General features: G+C 36.0%; 12 protein-coding genes and 3 pseudogenes. 8 read left to right on the top strand and 7 right to left on the bottom strand.

The window, feature by feature from the left end; genetic code table 11:
• Positions 1–9 precede the first annotated feature (9 nt).
• Together C7K43_RS08875 and C7K43_RS08880 are read left to right on the top strand one after the other, a co-directional pair.
• The gene (locus C7K43_RS08875; protein ID WP_124006516.1) at positions 10–978 is read left to right on the top strand and encodes a threonine ammonia-lyase; all 969 of its coding nucleotides are present in this window, start codon (positions 10–12) and stop codon (positions 976–978) included.
• Positions 979–1,088: 110 nt separating this feature from the next.
• Positions 1,089–1,346, top strand: a pseudogene (locus C7K43_RS08880) (hypothetical protein); the annotation flags it as partial.
• 64 nt (positions 1,347–1,410) lie between these two features.
• Here C7K43_RS08880 and C7K43_RS08885 read toward each other — a convergent pair.
• Positions 1,411–1,842 (bottom strand): GNAT family N-acetyltransferase, encoded by a 432-nt coding sequence (locus tag C7K43_RS08885; RefSeq protein WP_124006517.1) that lies wholly within the window; start codon positions 1,840–1,842, stop codon positions 1,411–1,413.
• Positions 1,843–1,867: 25 nt separating this feature from the next.
• On the bottom strand, positions 1,868–2,572 hold the full coding sequence (locus tag C7K43_RS08890) for a B3/B4 domain-containing protein (RefSeq protein WP_124006518.1): 705 nt from the start codon (positions 2,570–2,572) through the stop codon (positions 1,868–1,870).
• A 102-nt stretch (positions 2,573–2,674) separates the two neighbouring features.
• Between C7K43_RS08890 and C7K43_RS08895 the strand changes: the two are divergent.
• The 4 genes and pseudogenes from C7K43_RS08895 to C7K43_RS13450 form a co-directional block, all read left to right on the top strand.
• A pseudogene (locus C7K43_RS08895) lies at positions 2,675–2,833 on the top strand (YbaK/EbsC family protein); the annotation flags it as partial.
• 161 nt (positions 2,834–2,994) lie between these two features.
• Positions 2,995–4,316: pseudogene (locus C7K43_RS08900) on the top strand (IS1380 family transposase).
• Between the two features lie 189 nt (positions 4,317–4,505).
• Positions 4,506–4,712, top strand: coding sequence for a YbaK/EbsC family protein (locus C7K43_RS13760; RefSeq protein WP_226996777.1), 207 nt, complete (start codon positions 4,506–4,508; stop codon positions 4,710–4,712).
• 122 nt (positions 4,713–4,834) lie between these two features.
• Entirely contained in the window at positions 4,835–4,993 is a 159-nt protein-coding gene (locus C7K43_RS13450; RefSeq protein ID WP_226996646.1) for a hypothetical protein, read from the top strand.
• Positions 4,994–5,457: 464 nt separating this feature from the next.
• On the opposite strand, the gene C7K43_RS08915 is transcribed toward C7K43_RS13450, so the two are convergent.
• The 5 genes from C7K43_RS08915 to arcA all read right to left on the bottom strand — a co-directional run bounded on the left by C7K43_RS08915 (position 5,458) and on the right by arcA (position 11,009).
• Positions 5,458–6,903: a YfcC family protein gene (locus tag C7K43_RS08915; protein WP_124006519.1), complete on the bottom strand. Its 1,446-nt coding sequence runs from the start codon at positions 6,901–6,903 to the stop codon at positions 5,458–5,460.
• Between the two features lie 47 nt (positions 6,904–6,950).
• Complete coding sequence (locus C7K43_RS08920) at positions 6,951–7,643, bottom strand: Crp/Fnr family transcriptional regulator (RefSeq protein ID WP_124006520.1); 693 nt, start codon at positions 7,641–7,643, stop codon at positions 6,951–6,953.
• A gap of 22 nt (positions 7,644–7,665) precedes the next feature.
• Complete coding sequence (gene arcC / locus C7K43_RS08925; RefSeq protein WP_124007272.1) at positions 7,666–8,598, bottom strand: carbamate kinase; 933 nt, start codon at positions 8,596–8,598, stop codon at positions 7,666–7,668.
• A 140-nt stretch (positions 8,599–8,738) separates the two neighbouring features.
• Positions 8,739–9,758 (bottom strand): ornithine carbamoyltransferase, encoded by a 1,020-nt coding sequence (argF, locus tag C7K43_RS13265; RefSeq protein ID WP_168711999.1) that lies wholly within the window; start codon positions 9,756–9,758, stop codon positions 8,739–8,741.
• A gap of 18 nt (positions 9,759–9,776) precedes the next feature.
• Positions 9,777–11,009 (bottom strand): arginine deiminase, encoded by a 1,233-nt coding sequence (arcA, locus tag C7K43_RS13270; RefSeq protein WP_168712000.1) that lies wholly within the window; start codon positions 11,007–11,009, stop codon positions 9,777–9,779.
• A gap of 380 nt (positions 11,010–11,389) precedes the next feature.
• Here arcA and C7K43_RS08935 point away from each other — a divergent pair, with 380 nt between their 5' ends.
• The gene (locus C7K43_RS08935; protein ID WP_124006521.1) at positions 11,390–11,872 is read left to right on the top strand and encodes an arginine repressor; all 483 of its coding nucleotides are present in this window, start codon (positions 11,390–11,392) and stop codon (positions 11,870–11,872) included.
• Positions 11,873–12,116: 244 nt separating this feature from the next.
• Positions 12,117–13,379 carry a transposase gene (locus C7K43_RS08940; protein WP_124006522.1) on the top strand — a complete coding sequence of 421 codons (1,263 nt, stop codon included), beginning with the start codon at positions 12,117–12,119 and terminating at the stop codon, positions 13,377–13,379.
• Positions 13,380–13,647 lie beyond the last annotated feature (268 nt).

Below are 13,647 nucleotides of genomic sequence, written 5' to 3' on the forward strand. Positions count from 1 at the left end.
TGAATGAATATGGAAAAATTTAATTATCAAGATGTTCAAGAAGCCTATAAAAGAATCCATTCATATATACCTACTACACCATTAGCCGAGTCTTTCTATTTAGGCGACGCTGATAAGAAATACTTTTTTAAGCTTGAATCTATGCAAAAAGCAAAAAGTTTTAAAATACGTGGAGCGTTAAATAAGATGCTTACATTAACAGATGAAGAAAAATCCAAAGGAGTTGCTACGGTATCTTCTGGAAATCATGGGAGTTCTGTGAGTTATGCTGCCACGATTTTAGGTATTGAAAAAGCTATAATCATTGTGCCAGAAAACACACCTAAGAGTAAAACGGATAAAATAGAATACTTTGGTGCAAAAGTAATGCGATTAGGTAAAGACTATGACGAAGCTCACCAATTAGGAATGAAATATATCGAAGAAAATGATATGACTTATATAGATGCTTATTATGATGATCCAAAGATTTATGGAGGGCAAGGAACGATAGCTATTGAAATTTTAGAACAAAATCCTGAGATTGATACGATTGTAGTACCTATTGGTGGAGGGGGAATGATCACTGGAATTGCAGTAGCAGCAAAAGCGATTAAACCGACAATCAAAGTAGTAGGAGTTCAAACAGAAGCATGTCCAGCAATGATAAAATCTTATGAAGATAATGTATTTTATGAGGAATATCCAAGCAAAGAAACCTATTGCGATGCTCTAATTGGTGGAGTAGGGAAACTAAGCTATGAAATGTTGAAAGACTACGTAGATGACATTATTGAAGTCAAAGAAGAATCAATCGCAAAAGCTGTAGATTTCATGATTACAGAAGAAAAATTTGTCGCTGAAGCAGGAAGTTGTACAACGATTGCTGCGGTAAATGACTATGCTGACCGTATTGGTGGGAAAAAAATTGCTTTAGTAATTTCAGGTGGGAATATAGATGGCGAAGTTATTAAAAAAATATTGTCTAAACATAAATAAAGTTTAGACAATAAATTTGTCTTTAGTCAACTATGGATAAATTAGCCCAATAAGTGAAACCTTATTAGGCTTTTTTTCATACTTCTATTGAAATGAAGTGTTCAAAAAATCAGATTTTGGAATACAAATGGGCAGATTTAAGAGTTGATATAAAATTAGAAGATTTTTCCGATTATGAAGCAATTACAACCATTATAAAAATCACAAAAGGAAATTTTCGATTAACTCATCGTCTATTTGCTCAGATTGATCGTATATTACGAATTAATCAAATGGATAAGATCACTGTAAAAGTTGTTGAAGCAGCAAGAGATAGTTTAGTAATAGGTATACAAAAAAACCACCTAATGGTGGTTTTTGTCATTTAAAGATTAAAAAAATTGCCATTTAAAAAGAAAAGTGACACATTATCATTATAAATGATAGATCTTTTTATTTTTCCATAGCAATATGAGAAATCCCATCCAACAAATATTCGTCTGAAATAGCCTGAAAATCAAAAGAAGCATAAAAATCTTGTAGATAGGTTTCCGCCTCAATGTGGAGTGTTTCTTCGGGGAATTCTTGGTTAATCCATTCCATTACAAGCTGAATTAATTGTCTGCCGAAACCTTTTCCTCTTTCTTCTTTTTTTACCAATACTCGTCCAAAATGTACTGCTTGTTCATCATGATAGATACGAGCATAGGCAATAATTTCATTTTTATCATTTTCTAGCCAAAAATGAATTGCCTCCAAGTCAATATCGTCAACTTCTTGATAAGGACAAGCTTGTTCCACCACAAAAACAGCTACTCGAGCTTTCATTAGTTGATGATATTCCTGAAGAGTTAAATCTGAAAACTTTTTTATTTTTGTTTGCATATTGTTTTTCCTTTCCAAAATCATATTAAAAGGCTACTTCAGTCTGCTCTTTTGTGATTAAAAAACTTGTAGCTTCAATATCCAAATACGTTTTCAACCGTTTTTGTAACAACTTAATAGCTTGTTCATGATCTTCTTTGCGCTTAGGATTAATGTTTTCCATGTAAAAAATTAAATTTTTCGTTTCTTCAGTTACTTGCACTCGCGCGCTATCACGCCATGCCCAGCAACGACTGATTACCGAATCAGCGTCTTTATATACAACTTCACCTCGAAGAGCTTCTTCTATATTATCTTCACTGATAGGAATAAACTTTTCTCCTCCTTCAGCAATTGTCAATTTAAGGTCCCCTTCAAGAAAATCCCGATCTTCTCCAGCAACAGGAAACCCCCATTCTAATGAAATAGAATTATAGATATCAACGACCGGGTTAATCGAGCCCACTCCTTTTTGTTGCTTTGCTCGCTTTAAAAGATTCTCAACGGCACAGCGGGCTCCTTTTTTTGTTTTAAATTTTTGATACGCTTCCCGCCAATCTTTGATCACTGGGTTAGCGCTGATTGGATCATTTTCTACCCATTTTAAAGCTTGTAAATTCGCTCGTTCTAACAGTTCTTTCGGCACATTTGCATAAGAATGGTTATCCACATTGTTAGCCAGTAAAACAGCGATCTCTACTTCAGGAAAAAGATCCCAAAATGCGGGTGTTGTTATAAATTTTTGTTTCATATATCTAAGCTCCCTTTTACCGCTTTTAACTAATCGTACAACAGTATTGTCGTATATTCAACAATACCGTTATAACATAAAGAATACGAGGAGGTTAACAAGATGAGGAATTTAGAGGCCACTTTAAAAAAAGCTGGAATTTATTATGAATTATACCATCATAGAGAAATTTTTTCGAATGAAGGCGCTTTACTTGTAAAATCTGAACAAGGATTTTCTGAAACTGAGACAAAAAGCTTATTTTTAAAGGGGAAAGATGAACCTGAATGATTTCTAAATTTTTCCAAGGTCCGTTTAAACCTTGGCGTGATCTTTTTTCTAAAAAAACTGTTTCCGTACCTTCTGGGTGTACAAAAAAAACGCACTCTGTGTTATTGTAAAGTCGATAAAAACAACAATTAACACAAAAGGAGTGCGTTCTTATGTCTTTCACTTTACAACAAAAATCGCTCACATTCAATGCCCAAAAAGAAATCTCGGTCGCTAACGATGGGGGAAATTTAACCAATGACGCGGGGATCGTCTTGGTCGCTGAATTTTTAAAACAAATTCATTTTGACCAACTATTAGCCCAATACGTTCATATCCCGGATCCTCGTTGTTTTGTCCGGCATGAATGGTTGGAGGTATTAAAACAATGGCTCTATCAATTGATCGCTGGCTATTCACGAGACCGAGACGCCAATACGCTCCAATATGACCGTCTTTTTCAAGAAGCATTAAAACAAAAACAACTCAGCTCGCAATCCATGATGTCTACCTTGCTTCATACCTTAACCGAAGAAAATGTGGCCCAGCTATCACAGCTAGCCAAAAAGCTGGCGGATTTCGGCATGGATCATCAAAACAGCCAACATTTTGTTCTTGATCTGGATTCGACCTCTTGTACCACTTATGGGCAACAAGAAGAAGCCGAATTTATTTACCATTATGGCATCAATGGCTACCATCCGTTTGTCGCTTTCGAAGGATTAACGGGTTTGGCGTTAGATGTTCGTCATCGTCATGGGAAATCTTATACCTCGACCCATGCCGAAGAATATCTGGTGGAAATGCTGGATCGTTATCAACAACGTTCAGAAGACCCGCTTTTGTTGGTCCGTGGCGACAGCGGTTTTGCCAAACCGGAAATCTATGAACAATGCGAACAACGAGGGGTGCATTATGTAATCAAGCTCAAAAATAATGCCCGTTTGATCGATCAAGCCCAACATCAAGTCCAATATACCAATGGGACGAATTATACGAAGACAGAACAGCAATACTTTAAGATCCATTATCAAGCAAACTCTTGGATCGACCGCGGACCGTCGCTATGAAAGCCACTAGAAAAGGAGGATACTTCCTTTTTTCAGAATTTCAGTTTGTCGTGACCGATTTCGCTGACCTTTCTCCCCAAACGATTTTCCAGCTTTATCAAAAACGAGGGAATATGGAAAATTTCATCAAAGAAATGAAAACCGGCTTTTTCGCTGATAAAACGGATAGTCATTCCTTTTTAGCAAACAAGGCTCGTTTGGCCCTGAGCTTTATTGCTTATAATATCATCCATTTGATGAAACAGTTGACATTTCCGCAAGCAAAAAAGGCCACAGTGATTGACACGATCCGCTTTCAACTCTTCCATATCGCAGGAAGAGTCACGGAACATGCGCGAAAAATTCAAATTCACCTTTCTAGTACCAACGTTTATAACACGCTTTTTTGGGAAGTCCTTATGCGAATTCAGCGCTTGAATCTTTAACTTATTCTCTTCACTCTTTCCTTATAAAAAGCGTATTTTCCACCTTCTAGGAAGACCTTTATCCTTTTTTAGCGTTCTACAGTAGTTCTTTCCTGTACTTGGCTCAAAATCGACAGTAAAAATAGAAAATAACACGAACAACAACCCTGTTGACCGGCCCGATTAGTTATCCACAAATTTTTAGAAATCATTCAGGATGAACGTTATTTTATCTTTTTTACTTTTACCACTAAACAAGCAAATTTCAAAAAAATTCGTCAGTTAGTTGGCCAACGTCTAAAAATCATACCTGCCAATGATATGCAACAAATAACTGGTCAAAAATCGGGAGCATTCTCTCCTTTTAGTTATGATCAATCTGTATCTATGATTGTTGTTGAAGAATTATTAAGCTAAGAAAAACTTGTATTTGCTCCAGGGAAACCTGACCAAACGATGGTCATTTTGGTAAAGAACCTTCCAGCGATTATAAATTTATTCAAAAATAAAACCTATATTTATACTAAGGAGAAAAACTAATGTCAGATATTCTTAGAGAAGTCGGAAATATCGCACGTGCATTAGATTATATGAGTAACGTTGGGTTTAAAAACATGCATTTGAATAATGGACAGTATCTTTATCAGAACAGAATATATGAAATTCCTGGCATTATTAGCCAAGTTAGTAAAAAGTGACCGTACGGCTGTTGCAAAAGCTGTCAAGAGGTTGGAAAAAGAAGAGCTAGTTTACATTTTTAAATAAGAAAATCCGTTGTTTGTATGTTACTTCAAAGGGCGAAAAATTATATCACTACTTGCGTCAAGAAGAAGACTATTCAAAAAGTCAGGCTTTTATTGACTTAACCGTAAAAGAACAAACAGAGTTAGTACGTTTATTAAAAAAGTTAGCTCTAATGTTACTAAAGATTGGGAATTTGTTCGACAAAGCAACAAAAGGATGTATTAGTTCTAGTTCAATTGTTAGTAACAGGTGGGACCCATCAGTTGCCCCTCTAAAGTTGACGAACGAGTACTAAAATAAATCTACATTGATATACCAATCGCACTAAAGGCCTCAAAATAAACTAAAAATACCTCTGACTTGAGTGAAGTTTAAAGTCAGAGGTATTTTTAGTTGTAATCATAAGGAGAAATAAAGTTTAACTAACTATCAGCATTGCAGCGATGAGAATTAGCAAATTCAAAACACCTAAAACAAGTATAGGTGTACGCATAAACTTGATCCAAGTTGAATAATTTACTTTAGAAATTTCTAGACCACCCATTACTACACCTGAAGTTGGCGTAATCAAGTTGATTAGTCCACAACCTGAAGCAAAAATCATAACCATCACATCTGGGCTCAAACCAATATTATTGGCTAAAGCGCCCATGACCGGGATTGAAACATAAGCAAGACCTGAGGTAGAAGGGATGATGAAAGACAAACCTAAATATAAAATATAGGCGCCAATAACAAATAATACAGGCGAGAATCCTTGTAATAGCCCTGCTGCTTTGTCTAAGATATAAAGATCTAAATAAGTGGTAGACATTAAAACTGAAGCCCCACGTGCAACTACAATAATCAAAACAACAGAAAGCATATCTTTACTACCTTCTACAAAAGAATCAACCGTTTTCTTTTCAGAGAATTTACCAACGATCGCACAAATTAGGCTAACGATGAAAAACCACATTGCCAAATCTCCAAAGTACCAATCACCAAAACTTTGACCAGTTAGAAAAGATGTCCATCCATCAAAGATCGTGACACCAAAATCACCCCATGGAATGAGGGATACGATCATCACTAAAAAGCAAAAAGCAAAAATACTTAAAATAATCTTGTGTTGCTTAGTAAATTTAAATTCCTTCTTGTCTTCTTGACCAAAGTTTTCACGCATGTCTTCTTGTTCTTGCAATGAAAGAATGGTTGATCCTCTATCTTCTTTTACCTTCTTCGCATATCGCATGACAATAAAAATAGAATAGGTAGTGGAAGCTGCCCAAAGTACAAAGCCCAATAATAAAATAATGCCAGTATTAGGCTGAATTCCTATACCCCTCAAAGCATCCATTGCTACTCCAGTCGAAAAAGGATTCACGGTTGAACCGATAACTCCAGAACCTGAGCCTAATAACACCGTCCCTACCGCAACAATCGTGTCGAAACCTGCAGCCACCATTGTAGCTGTCAATAAACTATAAAAAGGAATTGTTTCTTCGGCCATTCCATAAGTAGAACCACCAATAGAAAATAGAACCATTAAAATCGGAATAATAATTAGTTCATTCCCCTTCAATTTTTTTACTACCGTCTGAATTCCTGATTCCAAAGCGCCTGACTGAGTAACAATATTTAAAAAGCCGCCCAACACAAGAATAAACACGCTAATTTCTATTGCATCACGAAAACCGTTAAAAGGCGCCATGACAATATCCGATATTTTCGCGCCCACTACTTGGTTTACTGTTTCACCATCGACCGTCTGAGGAGAAAATGTTTGGCCGTTCAAAAATTTTGTAAGAATACCTAGAACAATCAAGATGATAAATAAGATACTAAATGATGACAGTTCTCTTTTTTCTTTTTTTTTAGCCATTTTGTTTTTCACAGTTAAAGACTGTGTCTGACCTTCCTTTCTTTTAATTAATTTGTTAGCCGTTCAACAAAAAAAGCACTATCTAAGAAAATTAAATGTTTATGGTCATAGCGAATCTGATTTTTTTGAACGAGCTGCTTGATAATACTACTTGTTGTTTCTCGTGTCGTGCCACTCATCGTCGAAATATCTGTAATGGTTATTGGACAAGAAAGTTCCATCTGTCCAGACATTTGATTTCGTTTTGCTAAATCACTAAATAAAATTGCCAGAGAGGTAACCACACGATCATACGTATTACTTGTTGTCCCTTTTTGGATCTTCAATAATTTAGTTTTTAGTGCATCTGACTGGATTTGTAAATAATTAATTAACTGTTGCGTATTGTTACTAAGAAGATGTTCGAAAAATTTTACTGGAATAACTACAACTTCAATATCTGTTTGAGCAATAGCAGAAGAATAATAAACATCATCGTGAAATAAACCAATCAAAGGAAATAAATCATCTTTACTAATAAATTGTAAATAGATAAAATCCCCACTACTATCTGATTTTTCTATTCTAACTGTTCCTGACTTCAAAAAGTAAAGGTTCAATCGGTTATCTCCAGGGCTATACAATACCTGTCTTTTATTGTATTTTCTAATTAAACTATTGTGTTGGATCAATTCAAGCTCTTGATCAGAAAAATATTGAAAATGTTTATTATATCGAGTAATCGCTTCTTCTATCTCCATGTTAACTCTCCTAAAGAAACTTTTATTTAGTTATAACGGTACCAACAGTTTCACTTTGATCCATTTTACCTAAGTTTTCTAAAGACGTGATTATCGCTTGTTTATCTGGGTTATTATTCGCAAATGAAATGGCCGCTTCAATTTTCGGTAACATGCTACCTGGCGCAAAATGTCCTTGGTCTTTATATTTTTCTAATTCTTCAACTGTTACTTGCTCTAATTTTTTCTCATTTTCTTTACCATAATTAATATACACGTTATCGACGCCGGTTAGAATGATAAAAGTATCTGCCTGAACTAAATCGGCTAGTTTTTCTGAGGCAAAATCTTTATCAATAACTGCTTCTATTCCTTGTAAAGATTTGCCTACAACTGGAATACCGCCACCACCACATGAAATGGTAACAACGTCATTATCAACAAGTGTATTAATTGTATTTGCTTCATGAATATCAATTGGTTTAGGGCTAGGCACAACCTTGCGCCAACCACGGCCGGCATCTTCTTTAAATGTCGCGCCGGAACCCATTTCTTCTTCAGCCTCTTCTTTAGACAAAAATGGACCTACTGGTTTTGATGGATTTTTAAACGCAGGATCATTTTCATCAACGATAACTTGAGTTAATATTGTTGCAACTTGTTTATCAATTCCACTCTTAGCTAACTCGTTACTCATAGCGTTTGACAGCCAGTAACCAATACTACCTTGTGTCATCGCCACACAAGTATCTAGTGGCATCGCAGGGTTTTTTTCACTATTAGCAGCCTGCTGTTGTAATAATAAATTTCCTACTTGTGGTCCATTTCCATGTGAAATAATCAAATCATTACCAGCCTGAACTAATTGAACTAAATATTTAGCGGTTTGGATTAGCGCTTCTTGCTGCCCCTTTGCGCTTGCGTCATTCGAAAGAATCGCATTTCCACCTAAGGCTACGACAACTTTTTTTCCCATAATTATCACTAAAACCCTTTCTTTTATCAAATAAAAATAATAATTGAAAAAATAGTCTGTAGTTACATATATATGGTTTTATCTATACAATAACTACAAACTATCTTTTTCCATCATAACAGAAAAATCACCTACTTAGTTTACACACGTGGAATAAACAAATTACCCAATGTTGCTGCCATAATGGCTTTAATTGAATGCATTCTATTTTCTGCTTCTTCAAATTGACGCGCATGTTTACTTCTAAATGCTTCGTCAGTAATTTCCATTTCGTCGATTCCAAATTTTTCAGAAACCATTTTTCCATATTGCGTTTTAGTATCATGAAAAGCAGGTAAACAATGCAGAATAATTAAATTATCATCTTGGTTTCCTGTCTTTTTAACCATGTCCATATTAATTTGGTATGGTTTCAACAAATTAACGCGCTCTTCAAACTTATCTTCTTCCCCCATTGATACCCAAACGTCGGTGTATAAGACATTAGCATCCTTAACGCCTTTTTCTACATCATCAGTTACCATTAACTGAGCCCCAGATTCTTTGGCAAATTTTTCAGCGTAATCAACTACTTCTTGGGTAGGCGACAATTCTTTTGGCGCGCAAATCCGTACGTTCACACCTAAGATCGCTCCGGTTACTAAAAGACTGTTTGCCATATTATTACGACCATCGCCGACATAAACTAACGTAATGTCTTCTAAATGTCCAAAAGCTTCTTTAACAGTCATAAAGTCAGCAATCATTTGAGTAGGATGCCATTGGTCAGTTAGTCCATTCCATACAGGAACGCCAGAATACTCCGCTAACTCTTCTACTGTTTCCTGGCTAAACCCACGAAATTCAATCCCATCAAACATACTACCTAATACAATTGCAGTATCTTCAACAGATTCTTTTTTCCCTAATTGAATATCATTTGCGCCTAAAAATTCGGGATGAGCACCTAAGTCAATAGCTGCTGTGGTAAATGCAGAACGTGTTCTTGTTGAATTTTTTTCAAACAATAGTGCAATATTTTTACCTTCTAAATAATGATGCGGTACACCTCTTTTTTTCAAATCTTTTAGATGTAAACTAAGATCAATAAGATATTCTAACTCCCCACGAGTAAAATCTTTTTCAGCTAATAAACTACGTCCTTGAAATACTGATGTCATTGTAATCTCTCCTATTCTCTATTTTGTAAGATCTTCACGATATAACGGCATACTCATACAACGAGGTCCACCACGTCCACGTACTAATTCACTACCAGGAATATAATTTAATTTTACTCCTGCTCTTTCTAATGCTTTGTTAGTTACTGTATTACGATCGTATACAACAACTTCGCCGGGGGCAATCGTTAGCGTATTTGATCCATCATTCCATTGTTCTCTTGCAGCAGCTGTAATGTTCCCATCTCCACAACGAATCAATTGTACAGAATCACGATTTAAATACTTCGCTAAAATACGTTCTAGCGTATCTTCCTCTCGAGTAATATTTAGTTCACCATTTTCTTTAGGCGTAATAGAATAAACTTCTAAAGCGCCTTCAATCTCAGGATGAATCGTGAATTTGTCATAGTCAATCATTGTAAAAACGGTATCCAAATGCATAAATTTCCGATATTCACCAATGTTAAAAGCTAATACACAATTGAAACCTAGTTCTTGTTCAAAAATGTTTTTTGCTAATTTTTCAATAGATGCCGCATCCGTCCGCTGTGAAATACCGACAGCTAATACATCTTTAGAAAGTACTAACTCGTCACCGCCTTCAATTCGAGTTGTATCATTGCGGTCATAAACCTTAGGAACTTCTTGTCCAGCAAAACGTGGATGGTAATCAAATATATATTGACCATATATCGTTTCTCTTTGTCTTGTTACCGAATACATATGATTTAAAGAAACCCCATTACCCATTGTAGCAAAATTATCTCGAGTAAAATATAAGTTAGGCATCGGATCAATGATAAATGAATAGTCACTTTCTATCATATCTGTCAAACCTTCAACTTTGTACTCTGGCATTTCAACTTTTTGAATGCCAGCAATCGTCTTATCGATTAGTTTGCGGTTATCTTTAATCCCAACTAGCATTTCTTTTACTTTTTCTTTTACCGCATGGCCACGAATCCCTGCTTCGTCCAAATATTGATCGATAAATTGTATCCGTATTTCTTCATTTACTAATGATTCCGCTGCCAAATCTTCTAAGTAAACGACCTCTACTCCTTTTTCACGTAATACTTTCGCAAAATGATCATGTTCTTTTTGTGCTTGCTCTAGAAATGGAATATCATCAAACAACAATCTTTCTAGATAATCAGGCATCAAATTTTCCAATTCTTTTCCAGGTCGATGAAGCATTACTGTTTCAAGCTTCCCTATTTCTGAAAAAACATTAATTGGCTTACTCATAGTGTAAATCCTCCTTTATTTATCTTGCAAATTAAGAATAGCAAATTTTTAGTCTAATATTGTGAAGTATCCATCAAAAAGAAAGAAGAGTATACAACATTATTCAATTATCCGTATACTTTCGCCCGAAAAGAATGCGCTTTCTTTGAAAATAGCAAATATTTGTTGTATATTTACCATTATTTTTTTCCTTTTATTCATAATTTTTTTATTACTCACTCTATAAGGATTGTGTTTTTTTACACAAATAAACAATTAAACATTTTTACCTTTTGAGAAAACTTAAAATAAAATGTAAAGAAAAAGTACGCAATAATTGTTATAATATAATGAGATAGTAAACATACTTGGTAAAATTTAACCAAAAGGTGGTAAAAAAATTGAAACGCTCACAGCGACAAGCTATTATAAAGAAAGTCGTTACTGAAAACGAAATCACTACTCAGAAAAAATTGTTAGATTTACTTAAAAAAGAGAATGTCTCCACTACACAAGCTACAATCTCTCGTGACATACGAGAATTAAACATTGCAAAGGTAGAAGATGAAAGTGGAAAATCATATTACCGAATACTAAATAATTCCGTTCTGGGAATGAAAAAGACACAAGAAGAACGATTAAGCGATATCATCATTGAAACCGGTGTCTCTTTAACCCAGATAGAATTTACTAATTTATTAACCGTACTCCCAGGAAACGGTAATGCAATTGGAGTACTAATTGATAGAGTTCGGGTAGAAAATAGCAGTAAGATCGTTGGCTGTATAGCTGGTGATGATACTATTTTAATTCTTTCAAAAAATAAAGAAGACGCTCGTATGGTAAATGAATATTTCAGACAATATTTATTCCATACTTTATGACAAAAAGTCATTGAATAAATCGCGATGTTGAAAGTCCTTGTCTTACAAGGATTAACGATTGTAATAAAAAAGAAATCGGAAGGTAAAACCCTATGAAATGAGGATTTGGCCTTTCCGATTTCTATTTTTTTAGAATTTCACGGTATAAATGAAAATAGAAAAAAGAATCATAAGAAAAGCCGACAAATCGAGCGATTTCCACTATAATAGTAGTAACGACAAAACTAAATAGGAGGCTTTTCTTATGAATTCTGAAACTATTGTACCATACAATATCAACTTATTTGAAGATTTTGATTGCGGACCGCTTCAAGAGTTTGAAGCTCTATTAAATCAGATCCCTTACCAGCACTTGATCCAGGAATTAGATGACCGACGTGCGAGCGGACGCGATGATTGGCCGAACGACGCGATGTTTCGCTGCTGGATTGCGATGTTTGTCTTCCATCATCAAGGGCCCACGGAGTTAATCAATGAACTTGAGCGGAATCCTTTTTTACGTCATGCTTGTCATCTTGAACCACGCTACAATCGAAAAAACGGCCGCAAAAGTTTAGCTCCTAGTCCTTCAGCTTTCACACGATTTCAAAGGCGACTGATCGATGTTCAAGACCTGCTCGACGCCCTATTTGCCCATATGACCGAGGAGCTACAAGAAGCGCTCTCCGACCTCGGCGAAAGCTTAGCTTTGGATGGCAAAATTATTGAAGCCTATGCCCAAAGACCGCCAAAAAAGAAAAAATGCGAGGGGCGCCGAGATCACGATGCCAATTATACCCAAAAGTCTTATACCTCTACGACAAAAGAAGGGAAAATCCAAACAAAATCCGCTTGGTTTTATGGTTATCGCGTGCATCTAATCGCCGATGCCAGATATGAGTTGCCCCTTTTATTTCGAGTAACACCCGCGGCGAATGGGGAAAAAACGGTGGCTAAGGAAATGGTGGCCCAAATGCCTTCCTGGCTGGCGGAACGTTGCGACCATTTATCCGCAGATAAAGGCTATGACGGAGGAAAATTACGCGAGATCATTGAAGATCGAGGGATGAAGCCGATCATCGATATCGTAAATCATTGGCAAGGAGAAAGCACCCGACAATATCAAGATACCGACTTCGTTTATACTTATAAAGGTGAAGTTTATTATGTGAGCCATCGAGGAAAGCTTATCCGAGCGCAATACAAGGGGTATCATGCCGCTTCGGACACCCTTCGTTATGAAACGCATCCGAAAAATGGGGCGGGGATTCATCGGGTTTCGATTCCACGCGCCGAAGATCCACGGGTCTTTAACTTGATCGGGCGGGATTCGAAAAAATTTCAACGTTATTATAACGAGCGCTCCGCCGTGGAACGGGTTAACGGCCGGATCGACCGCGATTATCTCTTTGAAGATCATCGGATACGGGGCTTAGCGAAAATGAAATTGCATGTGACCACCACATTTTGCTTGATGTTAGCGAAGAAAAAACGCGCCTTAGCCCAAGAAAAACGACCCGCGGCGTAACTCTCGCCATCATAAAAAAACACGGTGTATTTTTACCCGTGTCTTTCGTGCGCTCTTTTTTAAAGAAAGACTGTTCAAGAAAAAAAGAAAACGTTTATTTTTCCTTATTAAAATGGGAAAAAACGTGGATTTTCTTCTTTTTATTTCTTTTTTTATCTTTTTTACGAAAAAAATGAAGCAGCGCAAAAGATTCGTCATTGAATAAATCGCGATGTTGAAAGTCCTTGTCTTACAAGGATTAACGATTGTAATAAAAAAGAAATCGGAA

Origin of the sequence: Tetragenococcus koreensis (assembly GCF_003795145.1) — a bacterium.
In the GTDB taxonomy this organism is placed as follows: Bacteria; Bacillota; Bacilli; order Lactobacillales; family Enterococcaceae; genus Tetragenococcus; species Tetragenococcus koreensis.